Source organism: Klebsiella sp. HMSC16A12, assembly GCF_001808265.1.
Lineage (GTDB): Bacteria > Pseudomonadota > Gammaproteobacteria > Enterobacterales > Enterobacteriaceae > Klebsiella > Klebsiella pneumoniae.
Window position 1 is genome coordinate 173,475 of the sequence record NZ_KV792642.1, and the last position, 17,511, is coordinate 190,985.

A 17,511-nucleotide genomic window follows, 5' to 3' on the forward strand; every position below is an offset into this window, starting at 1 on the left:
GAGAAGCCTATGTTTGGTGGAAAAGGCGGCCTGGGTAACCTGATGAAGCAGGCCCAGCAGATGCAAGAGAAAATGCAGAAGATGCAGGAAGAGATCGCTCAGCTGGAAGTAACCGGCGAATCCGGCGCGGGTCTGGTGAAAGTGACCATTAACGGCGCGCACAACTGCCGCCGTGTGGAGATCGACCCAAGCCTGCTGGAAGACGACAAAGAGATGCTCGAAGATCTGGTGGCTGCCGCGTTCAACGACGCCGCGCGCCGTATCGAAGAGACCCAGAAAGAGAAGATGGCTTCCGTTTCTGCCGGTATGCAACTGCCGCCAGGCTTCAAGATGCCGTTCTGATGCAAACCAGCCCGCTGTTAACTCAGCTTATGGAAGCGCTGCGCTGTCTGCCGGGCGTCGGCCCGAAGTCAGCGCAGCGCATGGCGTTTACCCTGCTGCAGCGCGATCGCAGCGGCGGGATGCGCCTGGCGCAGGCGCTGACGCGTGCGATGTCGGAGATCGGCCACTGCGCCGATTGCCGCACCTTCACCGAGCAGGAGGTGTGCAATATCTGCAGCAACCCGCGTCGCCAGGAAAACGGCCAGATCTGTGTGGTAGAGAGTCCGGCGGACATCTATGCCATTGAGCAGACCGGGCAGTATTCCGGCCGCTACTTCGTGCTGATGGGGCACCTGTCGCCGCTCGACGGCATCGGGCCTGATGACATCGGGCTCGATCGCCTGGAGCAACGGCTGGAGGCGGAGTCGATCACCGAGGTGATCCTCGCCACCAACCCGACCGTTGAGGGCGAGGCGACGGCCAACTACATCGCAGAGCTGTGCGCGCAGTATGGCGTCGACGCCAGCCGAATCGCCCACGGCGTGCCGGTGGGCGGCGAGCTGGAGATGGTCGACGGCACCACGCTGTCCCACTCCCTGGCCGGTCGCCACAAGATTACTTTCTGAACAAATGGAGGCGGCCTTCGCCGCCTCCGCTTGAAAAATTTCCCCGCTGTCCCCATCTCCCACTCAACGGTTTTTTACCCATTTAAAATGGCATTGTTGAGGTTGAATCAGATGAAAGGACAAGAAACTCGTGGTTTTCAGTCAGAAGTAAAGCAGCTTCTGCACCTGATGATCCATTCCCTCTATTCCAACAAAGAAATCTTTCTGCGTGAGCTGATTTCCAACGCCTCTGATGCGGCCGATAAGCTGCGTTTCCGCGCGCTGTCGCAGCCGGATTTGTATGAGGGAGACGGCGAGCTGCGCGTGCGGGTTTCGTTTGATAAAGACAACCGCACCCTGACCATCGCCGATAACGGTATCGGAATGAACCGGGAAGAGGTTATCGACCATCTCGGCACCATCGCCAAATCCGGCACCAAAGCGTTCCTCGAATCGATGGGTTCCGACCAGGCGAAGGATAGCCAGCTGATCGGTCAGTTCGGCGTCGGCTTCTATTCGGCCTTCATCGTGGCGGACAAAGTGACCGTGCGTACCCGTGCGGCGGGCGACAAGCCGGAAAACGGCGTGTTCTGGGAATCCGCCGGCGAAGGCGAATATACCGTAGCTGATATCACCAAAGCCGATCGCGGCACCGAAATCACCCTGCATCTGCGCGAAGGCGAAGATGATTTCCTCAACGACTGGCGCGTGCGCTCTATCATCAGCAAGTATTCCGACCATATCGCGCTGCCGGTTGAGATTGAAAAACGGGAAGAGAAAGACGGCGAAACCGTGATTTCGTGGGAAAAAATCAACAAGGCGCAGGCCCTGTGGACCCGCAGCAAATCCGAAGTTAACGACGACGAATACAAAGAGTTTTATAAGCATATCGCTCACGACTACAGCGACCCGCTGACCTGGAGCCACAACCGCGTGGAAGGTAAGCAGGAGTACACCAGCCTGCTGTATATCCCGTCGCAGGCGCCGTGGGATATGTGGAACCGCGATCATAAACACGGCCTGAAGCTGTACGTCCAGCGTGTGTTCATCATGGACGACGCCGAGCAGTTTATGCCGAACTATCTGCGCTTCGTGCGCGGCCTGATCGATTCCAACGATCTGCCGCTGAACGTCTCCCGTGAAATCCTGCAGGACAGCAGCGTGACCCGCAACCTGCGCACCGCGCTGACCAAACGCGCGCTGCAGATGCTGGATAAGCTGGCGAAAGACGACGCTGAAAAATACCAAACCTTCTGGAAACAGTTCGGCCTGGTGCTGAAAGAGGGCCCGGCGGAAGATCCGAGCAACCAGGAAGCGATCGCCAAACTGCTGCGTTTCGCAACCACCCATACCGACTCCTCCGCGCAGACCGTGTCGCTGGAAGAGTATGTCTCGCGCATGAAAGAAGGCCAGGAGAAGATCTACTACATCACTGCCGACAGCTATGCGGCGGCGAAGAGCAGCCCGCACCTCGAACTGCTGCGTAAGAAAGGGATTGAAGTTCTGCTGCTCTCCGATCGCATCGACGAGTGGATGATGAGCTACCTGACCGAGTTCGACGGCAAAGCGTTCCAGTCTGTCGCTAAAGCCGACGAGTCGCTGGACAAGCTGGCGGATGAAGTGGACGAGTCCACCAAAGAAGCTGAAAAAGCGCTGGAGCCGTTCGTTGAGCGGGTGAAAAACCTGCTTGGCGACCGGGTGAAAGAGGTGCGTCTGACCCATCGTCTGACCGACACCCCGGCGATTGTCACTACCGATGCCGATGAGATGAGCACTCAGATGGCGAAGCTGTTCGCGGCAGCGGGCCAGGCGGCGCCGGAAGTGAAATACATCTTCGAACTGAACCCGGCGCATCAGCTGGTGAAACGCGCGGCCGATACCCAGGACGACGCGCAGTTCGGCGAATGGGTGGAACTGCTGCTGGATCAGGCGCTGCTGGCCGAGCGCGGCACGCTGGAAGATCCGAACCAGTTTATCCGCCGTATGAACCAGCTGCTGGCTTCCTGACGCGAACCTGAACGAGTAGCCCGGCCGAGCGACGCGACGCCGGGAACGGGATAAATGCCCCGTCTGAGCGATGTGCTCAGGCGGGGCATTTCACATTGGATTGCATAAAATATCTCACCATTAACCGTTTCAGCCGCACCGCCTTCCTTGAGCCATCGCCGTTCTGGTGGTATGGTTTAGCGTTTTTGAAAAATTGAATCGACTTTTGAGGGGATTTTCGTAATGCGTATTATTCTGCTTGGCGCTCCGGGCGCGGGTAAAGGAACTCAGGCTCAGTTCATCATGGAGAAATACGGTATTCCGCAAATCTCCACCGGCGATATGCTGCGCGCGGCGGTAAAATCCGGCTCTGAGCTCGGTAAGCAAGCGAAAGACATTATGGACGCAGGCAAGCTGGTGACCGATGAGCTGGTCATCGCGCTGGTGAAAGAGCGTATCGCCCAGGAAGATTGCCGTAACGGCTTCCTGCTGGACGGCTTCCCGCGGACCATTCCGCAGGCTGACGCCATGAAAGAGGCGGGCATTACCGTTGATTACGTGCTGGAATTCGACGTGCCGGACGAACTGATCGTCGACCGCATCGTTGGCCGTCGCGTCCACGCGGCATCCGGTCGCGTATACCACATCAAATTCAATCCGCCGAAGGTGGAAGGCAAAGACGACGTGACCGGCGAAGAGCTGACCACCCGTAAAGACGATCAGGAAGAGACCGTGCGTAAGCGTCTGGTAGAATACCATCAGATGACAGCGCCGCTGATCGGCTACTACACCAAAGAAGCGCAGGCGGGCAACACCAAATACGCCAAAGTCGACGGCACCAAAGCGGTAGCTGACGTGCGCGCCGAACTGGAAAAAATCCTCGGCTGATAAAGCCTTTTCTCATCCTGCTGCGGCAGGATGAGAACTCCTCTCATTTCTACCTTTTGCTATGATTGGTTCCGTTTAGCGCCATTTCAGCTACAATTGGCTGCGATTCAAATGGTTAAGAGGCGGTAATGCATCAGACGAAAACAGGTATCTTGCTGGCCAATTTAGGCACTCCCGATGCGCCCACCCCCGGGGCGGTGAAGCGCTATCTGCGACAATTCCTCAGCGACAAACGGGTGGTGGATACGTCTCGTCTGCTATGGTGGCCGCTGCTGCGCGGCGTCATACTGCCGATTCGCTCCCCGCGCGTGGCGAAGCTCTATCAGTCCGTGTGGATGGAAGAGGGATCGCCGCTGATGGTGTATAGTCGTCGCCAGCAGCAGGCGCTGGCTGCCAGGCTGCCGGATACCCCGGTGGCGCTGGGCATGAGCTATGGTTCACCGTCATTGGCCAGCGCGGTGGATGACTTACTGGCGCAGGGGGTGGAGCACATCGTGGTGCTGCCGCTGTATCCGCAATATTCCTGCTCGACGGTGGCCGCCGTCTGGGACGAACTGGCGCGGATTCTGGCGAAAAAGCGCGCCATTCCGGGTATCTCGTTTATTCGCGACTATGCCGAACATCCGGACTATATCCATGCGCTGGCGGCCAGCGTGCGCGCTTCCTTCGCGGTCCATGGGGAACCGGATCTGCTGCTGCTCTCCTATCATGGGATCCCGCAGCGCTATGCCAACCAGGGCGATGATTATCCTCAGCGCTGTCGCGATACGACGCGGGAACTGGTTTCCGCGCTGGGGCTGCCGCCGGAGCGGGTGATGATGACTTTCCAGTCGCGCTTTGGCCGGGAACCCTGGCTGACGCCGTACACCGATGAAACGCTAAAGATGCTCGGCGAGAAAGGGACGAAGCATATTCAGGTGCTGTGCCCGGGGTTTGCCGCCGACTGTCTCGAAACGCTGGAAGAAATCGCCGTCCAGAACCGGGAAATATTCCTCGAAGCAGGCGGCAAGCAATATGAATATATTCCGGCGCTTAATGCAGACGCAGCGCATATTGAGATGATGGTCAATCTGACGGCGCCTTATCGCTGATCGCGCGCAGGGCGGGGAATATGCTACTATTTCCCGCTTGTTCCCTGTTATTTAAGCGCCACTATGAAATTTCCCGGTAAACGCAAATCTAAACACTATTTTCCCGTTAACGCCCGCGATCCGCTGCTGCAGCAAATTCAGCCGGAGAATGAATCCAGCGTCTCCTGGGTGGTCGGTATCGACCAGACGCTGGTGGATATCGAAGCGAAAGTGGATGAGGCGTTTATCGTGCGCTACGGCCTGAGCGCGGGCCATTCGCTGGTGATTGAAGATGACGTCGCCGAGGCGCTGTACCAGGAGCTGGTGCGCAACAATCTCATTACCCATCAGTTTGCCGGCGGCACCATCGGCAATACCATGCACAACTACTCGGTGCTGGCGGACGATCGCTCGGTGCTGCTTGGCGTGATGTGCAGCAATATCGAAATCGGCGGCTATGCCTATCGTTACCTGTGCAATACCTCCAGCCGCACCGATCTGAACTATCTGCAGGGCGTCGACGGCGCCATTGGCCGCTGCTTTACCCTGATCGGTGACAGCGGCGAGCGCACCTTCGCCATCAGCCCGGGCCACATGAACAAGCTGCGTCCGGAAAGCATTCCGGAAGCGGTGATCGCCGGCGCCTCGGCGCTGGTGCTGACCTCTTACCTGGTCCGCTGCAAGCCGGGCGAGCCGATGCCGGACGCCACGATGAAGGCTATTGAGTATGCCAAAAAGCACGATGTGCCGGTGGTGTTAACCCTCGGAACCAAATACGTGATTGCCGATAACCCGGCGTGGTGGCAGGAGTTCCTGCAGGAGCATGTCTCTATTCTGGCAATGAACGAAGAGGAAGGGGAAGCGCTGACCGGCTTTGCCGATCCGCTGTCAGCGGCGAATAAGGCGCTGGACTGGGTCGACCTGGTGCTGTGCACCGCCGGCCCGGCGGGCCTGTATATGGCGGGCTTCACTGAAGAAGAGGCGAAGCGTAAAACCCAGCATCCGCTGCTGCCGGGGGCGATACCGGAGTTTAACCAGTTTGAATTCAGCCGCGCGATGCGTCACCAGGATTGCGTTAATCCGCTGCGCATATATTCCCATATCGCTCCCTATATGGGCGGCCCCGAGAAGATCATGAACACCAACGGCGCAGGCGACGGCGCGCTGGCGGCGCTGCTGCATGACATCACCGCCAATAACTACCACCGCAATAACGTCCCCAACTCCAGCAAGCACAAATGCAAATGGCTGACCTACTCCTCGCTGGCGCAGGTGTGTAAATATGCCAACCGCGTGAGCTATCAGGTGCTGAACCAGCACTCGCCGCGTTTAACCCGCGGCCTGCCGGAGCGTGAGGACAGCCTGGAAGAGGCGTACTGGGATCGGTAAGCGCGTCCCTCTCCCGGCGGGGAGAGGGCAGTACATCAGCCGGTGACCACTTCGCCGGCCGGTGGCGTTTCCAGAAGCCGCAGCATGGCGCGGGCAATTTCCCGTTCGCCCATCACCACCTGATTGGCTCCGCGATCGATAATGTAGTCCACTTCGTCATCATAATGGGCGCGGGCGATAATCTCGATATTCGGACATTTTTCCCGTGCGGAAGCGACAATCTCTCCGGCCTCGTAGCCGTTAGGGATTGTCAGCAGCAGCCAGCGGGCGCAATCGAGATGCGCCAGCTCCATGATCTCTTCATTGGCGGCATTGCCGAGCACCGCGCTGATCCCGCGCTCGCGTAGCTCATCCACGCGGGTGCGCGAGGTTTCAACCACCACCAGCGGGATCCCCTGGGCCATCAGCTTCTCGCCCAGCAGGCTGCCGACGCGGCCGAAGCCGACCAACAGCGCGTGGTTGCAGATATCGACCGGCACCTGCTTCTCGTCTTCCAGGACCTCTTCCAGCGTCTGCTCGTCGAGGGTTTCGGTTTTATCGAGATATTTTTCCAGCAGGGTAAACAGCACCGGGTTGAGCATAATTGAGATGATCGCCCCGGCCAGCACCAGATTTTGTCCGGCCTGCGGCAGCAGGTTAAGCGCCATTCCCAGGCCGGCGAGAATAAAGGCAAACTCGCCAATCTGCGCCAGGCTGGCGGCGATGGTCAGCGCGGTGCGCGGCGAGTGACCAAACATCCGCACAAGGAAAAAGGCGGCTGCGGATTTACCAAAGATAATAATCGCCAGCGTCGCCAGCACCGCCAGCGGCTGCTGGACCAGCACCATCGGGTCAAACAGCATGCCGACGGAGACGAAGAACAGCACCGCGAAGGCGTCGCGCAGCGGCAGGGTGTCATGGGCGGCGCGGTGGCTGAGCTCGGATTCGTTAAGCACCATGCCGGCAAAGAAGGCGCCGAGGGCAAAAGAGACATCAAACAGCTCCACGGCGCCGAAGGCGATGCCCAGCGCCAGGGCCAGCACCGACAGAGTGAACAGCTCGCGTGAGCCGGTGGCGGCGCTGCGCGACATGATCCACGGCACCAGCCGGCGGCCGACCAGCATCATAATGGCGATAAAGGCCACCACTTTGCCAATGGTGATCCCGAGGTCGAGGGCCAGGGACGCGAAGCCGACGTTGCCTTTCTCCGCCATACCGGCAATCGCCGGCAGTAGGACCAGCGTCAGGACCATCACCAGGTCTTCCACAATCAGCCAGCCGATGGCGATTTGCCCGCGCTGGCTGTCAATCAGTTGTCGTTCCTCCAGCGCGCGCAGCAGCACTACGGTACTGGCGGTGGAGAGGCACAGGCCAAAGACGATGCCGGTCATCAGCGACCAGCCGAGGGCGGCGGAGAGCGCCATACCCAGCAGCGTCGCCACGGCTATCTGGGCGATAGCCCCGGGGATGGCGATCGATTTTACCGCCATCAGGTCTTTAAGTGAGAAATGCAGCCCGACGCCGAACATCAGCAGAATGACGCCAAGTTCCGCCAGTTCCGGAGCCAGTTTGGTGTCAGCAACAAAGCCAGGGGTGAAAGGTCCGGCCAGCACGCCCGCTAAGAGATATCCCACCAGAGGAGAAATACGTAGCTTATTGGCAATCATGCCGAGAATAAAGGCGAGCACGAGGCCGCCGACAATGGTGGTGATAAGCGGTGTTGCGTGGTGCATTCCGTCTCCTTTCCAGTGGTGTATCGGTCCATTTTGCTACCCTGTCCGGGTAATAGTTTATGACAAAAACGTTCACTTTGTTTATGAATAATTCTTGAGTTGTGCAAAAAAATGCAATTAGCCGATGAAAAGGCACAGAAGGGAAAATGGCGGGGGGAAATCGTGGAACAGGCTGATGACACAAGGGTTAACGGCGGCCAGGGTTGCACTTTGGCCGCCGATTAATCAGGCTTTTTGCCGGTTATCAGGAAGGAATATCGTCAGGAATCCCAGCAGCGGCAGGAAGGCGCAGATTTTATAAACCAGATCGATGCTGGTATGGTCCGCCAGCAGGCCTAACACCGCGGCGCCAAGGCCGCCCATGCCAAAGGCGAAGCCGAAAAACAGGCCAGAAACCATGCCGATGCGTCCCGGCAGCAGTTCCTGCGCATAGACCAGAATAGCGGAAAAGGCCGAGGCGAGGATAAAACCAATGATCACCGTTAAAATCCCCGTCCATTCAAGGCTGGCGTAGGGTAAAACAAGGGTGAAAGGCGCTACGCCGAGGATAGAACCCCAAATCACATATTTACGCCCAATTTTATCGCCAACAGGCCCGCCAATTACCGTCCCGGCAGCCACTGCGAACAGGAAGGCAAACAGATGAAGCTGGGCGTTTTGCACCGTTAAGCCGAATTTATGCATCAGATAAAAGGTGTAATAGCTGCTAATGCTCGCCATATAGAAATATTTCGAGAAAATCAGCATCAGCAGAATGCCTACCGCCAGAATAACCTTCTTGCGCGGCAGCGGATTAACGATGGCCGGTTTCGGTTTGCCCTTATTCATTCGATGCTGCGCGGCATACCAGCGGCTGATTTGCGACAGCACGACAATAGCCAACAGAGCGGCCAGCACGAACCAGGCGACGTTGCCTTTGCCGTACGGGGCGATGATCACCGCCGCCAGCAATGGGCCAAGCGAGCTGCCGAAGTTGCCGCCCACCTGGAACAGCGACTGGGCCAGGCCGTGACGGCCGCCGGAGGCCATTCGCGCTACGCGGGACGATTCCGGATGGAAAACCGAGGATCCGGTACCCACCAGCGCGGCGGCCAGCAGCACCATGCCGAAGCTACCGGCCAGCGCGAGGAGAATCAAACCGCAGAGGGTGAAGCACATGCCCACCGGCAGCGACCACGGCATCGAGCGTTTATCGGTGATGTAGCCAATCACCGGCTGGAATAGCGATGAGGTGAGCTGGAAGGTCAGGGTGATCATGCCGATCTGCACGAAGGTAAGGGAGAACTCCGCCTGCAGCAGCGGGTAGATAGCGAGAATAAGCGACTGGATCATATCGTTAAGCAAATGGGACAGGCTGATCGCGCCTAAGATGCCAAACGAGGTGCGTGCTTTTTGCGGCGGCGCAGCGGGGCCGGACAAGGGTTGAGCGGTCTGATTGATTGCCATAGGTTCACGTCACTTTTTTATATAGCTTTCGTCTTTTGTCCGCCATGGCGACTGCCCTGATTTTCCCGGCTACTGCATGGGAAATATGACGAACGGGCTGACGCAATGCCATACAACGCGAAGGCGTATAGAGGATGCAGGTAGAATTATTATCCGACTAACATACCTGCTGATAAGGTTTGAAGGAAGTCGCAATTCTGAAAACATATTTGTCAACGCGACTAACTCGCTATACTTTCGGCACTTGGGATTAAGTCAGGGAGTGAAGCATGCATTATTTCAAACACAGCGTAGCGCTGGCGTTATTCGCCGCCTTATCGCTGGGCAGCCTGTCGGCACAGGCCTATGAGCAGGATAAAACCTATAAAATTACCATCCTGCACACCAACGATCACCACGGCCATTTCTGGCGCAATGACTACGGCGAATATGGCCTGGCGGCGCAGAAAACGCTGGTCGATGGCATCCGGAAAGAGGTGGCGGCGGAAGGGGGAAGCGTCCTGCTGTTATCCGGCGGCGATATTAATACCGGCGTACCGGAGTCTGATTTACAGGATGCAGAGCCCGATTTTCGCGGCATGAACCTGATCGGCTACGACGCGATGGCGGTGGGTAACCATGAATTCGATAATCCGCTGAGCGTACTGCGCCAGCAGGAAAAGTGGGCTAAGTTCCCGTTCCTGTCGGCCAATATTTATCAGAAAAGCACCGGCGAACGGCTGTTCAAACCCTGGGCGTTGTTTAAGCGCGGTGGGCTGAAAATCGCGGTGATTGGCTTAACCACCGACGATACGGCCAAGATTGGCAATCCGGAATATTTCACCGATATCGAATTCCGCAAACCGGCGGAAGAAGCGAAGCTGGTTATCCAGGAGCTGCAGCAGAATGAAAAGCCGGACGTGATCCTGGCCACCACCCATATGGGCCATTACGACAATGGCAACCACGGCTCTAACGCGCCGGGCGACGTTGAAATGGCGCGGAGTTTACCTGCGGGATCGCTGGCGATGATCGTCGGCGGTCATTCGCAGGATCCGGTATGCATGGCGGCGGAAAATAAAAAGCAGGTCGATTATGTGCCAGGCACCCCGTGCGCTCCGGATCGTCAGAACGGCATCTGGATCGTCCAGGCGCATGAGTGGGGCAAATACGTCGGCCGCGCCGATTTTGAGTTCCGCAACGGCGAGATGAAGCTGGTGCACTATCAGCTGATCCCGGTCAACCTGAAGAAAAAAGTGACTTACGATAACGGCCAAAGCGAGCGGGTGCTGTATACGCCGCAGATCGCCGAGAACCCGCAGATGATGTCGCTGCTGACGCCGTTCCAGAACAAAGGCAAGGCGCAGCTGCAGGTCAAAATCGGCAGCGTGAATGGTCATCTGGAGGGCGACCGCAGTAAAGTGCGCTTTGTGCAGACCAATATGGGCCACCTGCTGCTGGCGGCGCAAATGGCGCGCAGCAACGCGGATTTCGCGGTGATGAGCGGCGGCGGGATCCGCGACTCCATTGAGGCGGGGGATATCACCTACAAAGATGTGATGAAGGTCCAGCCGTTCGGCAATGTGCTGACCTATGTCGATATGAGCGGCAAGGAGGTAGTGGATTACCTGACCGCCGTCGCGCAGATGAAGCCGGATTCCGGCGCTTATCCGCAGTTTGCCAACGTCAGTTTCGTGGCCAAAGACGGTAAGCTGAACGATCTGAAAATCAAAGGCGAACCGGTGGATCCGGCGAAGACCTATCGGATGGCGACGCTGAGCTTTAACGCCACCGGCGGCGATGGCTATCCGAACATCGCCGATAAAACCGGGTATGTGAATACCGGCTTTATCGATGCCGAAGTGCTGAAAGAGTATATCGAGAAGAACTCGCCGCTGGATGCCGCCGCCTATGAGCCGAAAGGCGAGGTGAGCTGGCAGTAAGCCTGGGCTTCAGGTTGGCTATTTCCCCGGTGGCGCTACGCTTACCGGGGCTAGGAGTTGGGTATCCCGGATAAGGCGCGTGCGCCGCTATCCGGGATCGTTTTATCAATCGCGGCGGGCGATATCGGCGAACTTCGCATCGAGAAGCTGCGCCAGATCGCTGGCCGCCAGCTCAATATCCAGCCCGCGTTTGCCGCCGGAAATATAGATGGTGGCAAATTCCTGCGCCGGGGCGTCAATCACCGTCGGCAGGCGCTTCTTCTGCCCCAGCGGACTGATGCCGCCCACCAGATAGCCGGTGATACGCTGCGCCACCATCGGGTCGGCCATGTCGACTTTCTTAGCGCCCAGCGCTTTCGCCACTTTCTTCAAATCCAGCTGCCCGGCGACCGGAGTGACGGCCACCGCCAGATGCTTCATATCGCCGTTCACGGCGACCAGCAAGGTCTTGTAAACCTGGTCGGCATTGAGGCCGAGCTTGCGCACCACTTCATCTCCGAAGTTGGTCTCATTGGGATCGTGATCGTAACTGTGGATCTGAAAGGAAATTTTGTTTTTTTCGAGTAATTTAACGGCGGGAGTCATAGCTATCCTTCTTACCAACCGGTTTTGCGTGACGTCAGAATACGCCCGCAGGTTGTCTAAAAAATAGTACCATCTTGCGCAATAGTGTTGGCAGTGATGGTCACTTTGAGCGACAATCAGACGATCCGGGATGCAAATCCCGGGATAATAATAATGATGAAATTCCTCTTTGACGGGCCAATAGCAATATTGGCCATTTTTTTATGTCAGCATATCCGGCAGATTCCCTTCGCCATACAGGTGCAGCGCGCCGACGGCAACCACGTAGCGCCCCGGCGGCAAGGCCAGCAGCGTCTCGCGCCAGGCGAGGTTGCGCTGGTGCATCAGCACATCATATAAAGACTGGCTAAAGGTCGTCGGCAGCGATACCGCGCCGCGCGACGGCGGTTGCTCCAGCCACCAGCCGATCATGACCTGCAGTAAACGGGCGTTGGTGCGCCAGTGGGTCAGCGTATCCTCCAGCAGCGCCATCCCCCCGTCGGGCAGATCGCGCAGCAGCGCGATTTGGCTGTCGGCGCCTTCCAGCTCCATCACCGCTATGTTGCTCTCGCGGGCGGCCATCAGCAACTGATAATCGATGCCGTAATCTGGTCGCAGCCCCAGCTTCTGCGCCTGGGTGGCCTGCAGGACCATCGCCACCTGCCACAGCGGCTGGCTGTCGAACAGCCCGACCGACAGGCCCAGCTCGCCGGTTCGCGCCTCTAGCTCGCTCAGCTGCGCATCGCTCAGGCGTTCCGCCAGCGGTGGGTAAGTGGGGAGATCGCTAAACGGTGTTTCATTGCCGCTGATATCGGCCTCGACGATTAACGCATCGGCCTGGCGTATTTTTTTCAGAAGCTTCGCCGGCGGCGGCGCCATGTCGCGGGTGCCCATATGGATACTGCCGACGAGGTGCAAATAGCGTTCGCCGGGCAGGACGATATCCATCGCAGGCCAGGAATAAGACGAGCCGACGGCGGCTCGCCACAGCATTTTTATCCGGTTTAACAGGCCCATACGCGCTCCGAAGTGTGAGGACTTCATGCTAGCGCATATGGTGATACACGTCACCCTTCCGGCGGGCTTTTCTTGTCCCGGCAAAAAAACGGGCGCCGAACAACGTCGGCGCCCGTTTCATCTGACAGCGTTTACTCTTTTGGTTTAAAGCGCAGCAGGCGGTTGGCGTTACTCACCACGGTGATCGACGACAGCGCCATCGCCGCGCCGGCGACCACCGGGTTGAGCAGGGTGCCGGTCAGCGGCCAGAGGATCCCGGCGGCAATCGGGATACCCAGCGAGTTGTAGACAAACGCGCCCAGCAGGTTCTGCTTCATATTGCGTAACGTTGCTTTCGAAATCGCCAGCGCATCGGCCACGCCGTGAAGACTATGGCGCATCAGGGTGATCGCCGCGGTTTCAATAGCGACATCGCTGCCGCCGCCCATGGCGATCCCGACATCCGCCTGGGCCAGCGCCGGGGCGTCGTTAATCCCATCGCCAACCATCGCCACTTTGTGCCCCTGGCTCTGCAGACGCTTAATGGCATCGGCTTTACCGTCCGGCAGCACGCCGGCGATCACTTCATCAATGCCGGCTTCTTTGGCGATAGCCTTCGCGGTGGTGGGGTTATCCCCGGTAAGCATCACCAGCCGGTAGCCCTGCCGATGCAAACGCGCCAGGGCGTCGACGCTGTCTTCGCGCAGCGGGTCGCGGATGGCGAACAGCGCGGCGGCCTGACCATCCACCGCCAGCAGCACCGGCGTGGCGCCGCGTGAGGCCTGGGCTGTCATCTCGCTTTCCACCTCGGCGGTATTGATATGCTGCTCGTTGAGCAGCGCCTGGTTACCGAGCAGCAGACGATGACCTTCCGCCTCGCCGCTGACGCCAAGGCCGCGCAGGGTGCGGAAGCCGCTGACTTCCGGCAATGGGCCGTCGGCAGCTTTATCAAGGATCGCTCGCGCCAGCGGATGGCTTGAGCCCTGCTCCAGCGCGGCGGCAAGACGCAGCGCGGTATGCTCATCAACGCCAGCGAAAGTTTTCACCGCCACCACTTGCGGCTTGCCTTCGGTCAGGGTGCCGGTTTTATCGAACACCAGGGTGTCGAGTTCACTGGCGCGCTGCAGCGCATCGGCATCGCGGACCAGCACGCCATACTCCGCCGCCCGGCCAACGCCGGAGATAATCGACATCGGCGTCGCCAGGCCTAAGGCGCACGGACAGGCGATAATCAGTACCGTGGTGGCAATGACCAGGGTATAGACGATCTGCGGCGCCGGGCCGAAGAAGTACCAGATCGCAGCGCTGATCAGCGCAATGACGACCACCGCCGGAACAAATACGGCGGAGATTTTATCCGCCAGCTGGCCGATCTCCGGTTTGCTGCTCTGCGCCTGGCGCACCATGCGGATAATTCTTGCCAGCGTGGTCTGGCTGCCGACGGCGCTGGCGGTAAACAGCACGCTGCCATCCTGCACCACGGTCCCGGCGTGAATGGCGTCGCCATCGCCTTTTTGCTGCGGCACCGGTTCGCCGGTGAGCATCGCTTCATCAAACCAGGCTTCGCCCTGGCTTATCATGCCGTCGACCGGGACGCGGTCGCCGGTAGTCAGGCGCAGGGTCATGCCGGCCTGAACTTCCGCGAGCGGCAGATCTTTCTCGCCCTCGGGCGTGACGACCCGCGCCGAAGGCGGCGTCAGGTCGAGCAGTTTTTCCAGCGCTTTCGAGGAGCGCTGACGCGCTCGGGCCTCCAGCATATGGCCGAGGTTAATCAGGCCGATAATCATCGCGCTGGCTTCGTAATAGAGATGGCGGGCTTCCATCGGGAACCACTGCGGCCACAGGTTGACGCTCATCGAGTACAGCCAGGCGACGCCGGTGCCGAGCGCCACCAGCGTATCCATGGTGGCGGTGCCGTTTTTCAGGCTTTTCCACGCGCTGCGGTAGAAGTGGCCGCCGGCGAAGACCATGACGGCGAGGGTGACAAGGCCGATAACCAGCCACAGCGAACGGTTGTCGTCACTGACCATCATGTTATCGCCGATCATGCCCCAGACCATCACCGGCACGCCGACCAGCAGGGCGACAATCGCCTGCCAGCGAAAACGTTTCATCGTCGCGAGGGCGGTTTCCTGCTGGCGTTCGCGGCGTTGCAGATCGTCTTCGATCGCCTCCGCGCCATAGCCGGCTTTCTCCACCGCCTGCACTAATTCTGCGGCGGACGCACTGCCCATCACCAGCGCCGTGCGTTCCGCCAGGTTAACCCGCGCCTGTGAGACGCCCGGCACCGCGGCAAGCGCGTTTTGTACCCGGGAGACGCAGCTGGCGCAGCTCATGCCGTTGATCAGCAGCTGTTGACTGTCATCTTCGTCATGGGCTGCCGGAAGCTCAGGAGTGGCCGCTGTCAGTGCTTCCGACGGGATTGATGATTCTGCCAGCGGTTTAGCCTTTGGGTGGCTGAGCTCCGCGCCGTATCCGGCTTGTTTAACGGTATCAATCAGCGCTTGCGCGCTGGCGCTGCCCGTCACATGGGCTTCAGTGAGGGTGACTTCCGCTTGCTCAACGTCAGGACGCTGCTCCAGACTCTCTTTCACGCGTTTGACGCAGTGGCCGCAGGAGAGGCCATCCAGCGTCAGGTCGATAGTGTTAGACATAAATAACTCCTGAATAATTTTCCGGTCAACGATTGACCAGAACCACTCTTTCATCGAGTATTAAGAAGGTTAAACCTTCCAGCAAGGGGAAGGTCAAGGAGAAAAAATGAATATCAGCGATGTGGCGAAAAAAACCGGCTTAACCAGCAAAGCGATTCGTTTTTATGAAGAGAAGGGGCTGGTGACGCCGCCGTTGCGGAGCGAAAACGGCTACCGCACCTATAGTCAGCAGCATCTCGATGAGCTGACGCTGCTGCGCCAGGCGCGGCAGGTGGGGTTTAACCTGGAAGAGTGCCGCGAGCTGGTGGCCCTGTTCAACGACCCGTCGCGGCACAGCGCCGATGTGAAAAAACGCACGCTGGAGAAAGTGGCGGATATCGAGAACCATATCCGCGAGCTGCAAAATATGCGCGCGCACCTGCTGGCGCTGGCCGAATCCTGCCCCGGCGACGACAGCGCGGAGTGCCCGATTATCGATAATCTTTCCGGCTGCTGCCATCGCAAGGCGCAGGCTTAACGGACGGCGGGTCTGATTCGTAGCGTAATCCCTTCTACGGCAATCACTTCAACCTTGCTGCCCGCCGCGAAGTCTTCATCGGCAATCACCGGCCAGGAGCTGTCGCCCACGCGGACGTGGCCGCGGCCGTTCACCAGCGGGGCATCCAGCGTCAGGCGGCGGCCCACCAGTTGCTGCCCGCGCTGGTTGAGCTGGGCATCGGCCGGGCGCTGCGTTTTGACGCGCTTGCGCAGCCATTTCGACCACAGCCACGCCACCAGCAGGGTGAGAACGGCAAACAGCGTGCCTTGCCATTCCCAGCTCAGCGGCAGGAGCCAGGTCAGGGCGCCGGTCACCACGCCGGCGACGCCGCTCCACAGCAGGTATCCGCTGCCGCCCAGCATCTCGGCCGCCAGCAGCAGCCCGCCGAGGCTTAGCCAGAACAGATGGGGGTGTGCGAGGATCATGCCGATCATGATTTTTTCCGATCGCCAGCGCCTTCTTTGATCAGCTCGCTGATCCCGGCGATCGATCCCATCAGGCTGCTGGCATCCAGCGGCATCAATACCACTTTGCTGTTGTTAGCGGCGCCAATCTGCTGCAGCGCATCGGTGTATTTCTGCGCCACGAAGTAGTTGATCGCCTGAATATCGCCCGAGGCGATCGCCGAGGAGACCATTTGGGTGGCGCGGGCTTCCGCTTCGGCGGACCGTTCGCGAGCCTCCGCCTGCAGGAACGCGGACTGCCGTTCGCCCTCGGCCTTGAGGATCTGCGACTGCTTTTCCCCTTCCGCTTTCAGAATTTCCGCCTGTCGCACCCCTTCGGCCTCAAGGATGTACGCGCGTTTGGTACGTTCGGCTTTCATCTGGGCGTTCATCGAGGCGATAAGCTCCGCCGGCGGGCGAACGTCGCGAATTTCGACGCGGGTGATTTTCACCCCCCACGGGTTGGTGGCGTCGTCAACGATATGCAGCAGGCGGGTGTTAATGCTGTCGCGCTGGGAGAGCATTTCGTCCAGCTCCATTGAGCCGAGCACGGTACGGATGTTGGTCATCGTCAGGTTGACGATCGCCTGCTCAAGATTGCTGACCTCGTAGGCGGCCTTTGGCGCGTCGATCACCTGAATAAAGCAGACCGCGTCGATGGTGACGTTGGCGTTATCCCGGGAGATAACCTCCTGCGAGGGGATATCGAGCACCTGCTCCATCATGTTCACTTTGCGGCCGATACGGTCCATAAACGGCACGACTAAGCTTAATCCCGGCTGCAGCGTCTGGGTAAAACGCCCGAAGCGCTCCACCGTCCACTGGTAACCCTGCGGGACAATTTTCACCGCCGCGGCCACAATAACCAGCGCGACGAAAATAAGGATAGGAATAAAAATCAGCATCAAAAACCTCCTGTCTTGTTGCCTGGCGGGGCGCTACAAGGAAATAGCGCATGTTTAAACTGAGTATATCTT

General features: G+C 58.9%; 15 protein-coding genes. 8 read left to right on the top strand and 7 right to left on the bottom strand.

What is annotated here, in order from left to right; translation table 11 throughout:
- Positions 1-9 precede the first annotated feature (9 nt).
- From HMPREF3140_RS22575 to HMPREF3140_RS22600, 6 genes are all read left to right on the top strand, one after another.
- Positions 10-342: a YbaB/EbfC family nucleoid-associated protein gene (locus tag HMPREF3140_RS22575; RefSeq protein WP_002892173.1), complete on the top strand. Its 333-nt coding sequence runs from the start codon at positions 10-12 to the stop codon at positions 340-342.
- Positions 342-947 (top strand): recombination mediator RecR, encoded by a 606-nt coding sequence (gene recR, locus HMPREF3140_RS22580; protein WP_002892177.1) that lies wholly within the window; start codon positions 342-344, stop codon positions 945-947. Before HMPREF3140_RS22575 ends, recR begins: the two co-directional genes overlap by 1 nt.
- 111 nt (positions 948-1,058) lie before the next feature.
- Complete coding sequence (gene htpG, locus HMPREF3140_RS22585; protein ID WP_004177228.1) at positions 1,059-2,933, top strand: molecular chaperone HtpG; 1,875 nt, start codon at positions 1,059-1,061, stop codon at positions 2,931-2,933.
- Positions 2,934-3,155: 222 nt separating this feature from the next.
- Entirely contained in the window at positions 3,156-3,800 is a 645-nt protein-coding gene (gene adk, locus HMPREF3140_RS22590; protein ID WP_002892184.1) for an adenylate kinase, read from the top strand.
- Positions 3,801-3,928: 128 nt separating this feature from the next.
- A complete protein-coding gene (hemH, locus tag HMPREF3140_RS22595) occupies positions 3,929-4,891 on the top strand; it encodes a ferrochelatase (RefSeq protein ID WP_002892189.1) in 963 nt (320 codons plus the stop codon).
- Positions 4,892-4,954: 63 nt separating this feature from the next.
- Positions 4,955-6,259, top strand: coding sequence for an inosine/guanosine kinase (locus HMPREF3140_RS22600; protein ID WP_002892192.1), 1,305 nt, complete (start codon positions 4,955-4,957; stop codon positions 6,257-6,259).
- Between the two features lie 35 nt (positions 6,260-6,294).
- Here the strand turns inward: HMPREF3140_RS22600 and ybaL are convergent, their stop codons facing one another.
- Both ybaL and HMPREF3140_RS22620 read right to left on the bottom strand, forming a co-directional pair.
- Positions 6,295-7,971 (bottom strand): YbaL family putative K(+) efflux transporter, encoded by a 1,677-nt coding sequence (gene ybaL, locus HMPREF3140_RS22605; RefSeq protein WP_002892195.1) that lies wholly within the window; start codon positions 7,969-7,971, stop codon positions 6,295-6,297.
- Between the two features lie 225 nt (positions 7,972-8,196).
- Positions 8,197-9,417, bottom strand: a complete 1,221-nt coding sequence (locus tag HMPREF3140_RS22620) for an MFS transporter (RefSeq protein ID WP_004147385.1) — start codon at positions 9,415-9,417, stop codon at positions 8,197-8,199.
- A gap of 269 nt (positions 9,418-9,686) precedes the next feature.
- Between HMPREF3140_RS22620 and ushA the strand changes: the two genes are divergently transcribed.
- Positions 9,687-11,339 (top strand): bifunctional UDP-sugar hydrolase/5'-nucleotidase UshA, encoded by a 1,653-nt coding sequence (gene ushA / locus HMPREF3140_RS22625; RefSeq protein WP_070553118.1) that lies wholly within the window; start codon positions 9,687-9,689, stop codon positions 11,337-11,339.
- Positions 11,340-11,444: 105 nt separating this feature from the next.
- On the opposite strand, the gene ybaK is transcribed toward ushA, so the two are convergent.
- The 3 genes from ybaK to copA all read right to left on the bottom strand — a co-directional run bounded on the left by ybaK (position 11,445) and on the right by copA (position 15,553).
- Positions 11,445-11,924, bottom strand: coding sequence for a Cys-tRNA(Pro)/Cys-tRNA(Cys) deacylase YbaK (gene ybaK / locus HMPREF3140_RS22630; protein ID WP_002892205.1), 480 nt, complete (start codon positions 11,922-11,924; stop codon positions 11,445-11,447).
- 201 nt (positions 11,925-12,125) lie between these two features.
- The gene (locus HMPREF3140_RS22635; protein WP_004178774.1) at positions 12,126-12,920 is read right to left on the bottom strand and encodes a TraB/GumN family protein; all 795 of its coding nucleotides are present in this window, start codon (positions 12,918-12,920) and stop codon (positions 12,126-12,128) included.
- 131 nt (positions 12,921-13,051) lie between these two features.
- Positions 13,052-15,553, bottom strand: a complete 2,502-nt coding sequence (gene copA / locus HMPREF3140_RS22640; RefSeq protein ID WP_004178775.1) for a copper-exporting P-type ATPase CopA — start codon at positions 15,551-15,553, stop codon at positions 13,052-13,054.
- 106 nt (positions 15,554-15,659) lie between these two features.
- On the opposite strand from copA, the gene cueR reads away from it, so the two are divergent.
- The gene (gene cueR, locus HMPREF3140_RS22645; protein ID WP_002892208.1) at positions 15,660-16,070 is read left to right on the top strand and encodes a Cu(I)-responsive transcriptional regulator; all 411 of its coding nucleotides are present in this window, start codon (positions 15,660-15,662) and stop codon (positions 16,068-16,070) included.
- Here cueR and HMPREF3140_RS22650 read toward each other — a convergent pair.
- Together HMPREF3140_RS22650 and HMPREF3140_RS22655 are read right to left on the bottom strand one after the other, a co-directional pair.
- Positions 16,067-16,525: an NfeD family protein gene (locus HMPREF3140_RS22650; protein ID WP_032410939.1), complete on the bottom strand. Its 459-nt coding sequence runs from the start codon at positions 16,523-16,525 to the stop codon at positions 16,067-16,069. The two genes, cueR and HMPREF3140_RS22650, sit on opposite strands and share 4 nt — an antisense overlap.
- Positions 16,522-17,439 (bottom strand): SPFH domain-containing protein, encoded by a 918-nt coding sequence (locus HMPREF3140_RS22655; protein ID WP_002892258.1) that lies wholly within the window; start codon positions 17,437-17,439, stop codon positions 16,522-16,524. Before HMPREF3140_RS22655 ends, HMPREF3140_RS22650 begins: the two co-directional genes overlap by 4 nt.
- Positions 17,440-17,511 lie beyond the last annotated feature (72 nt).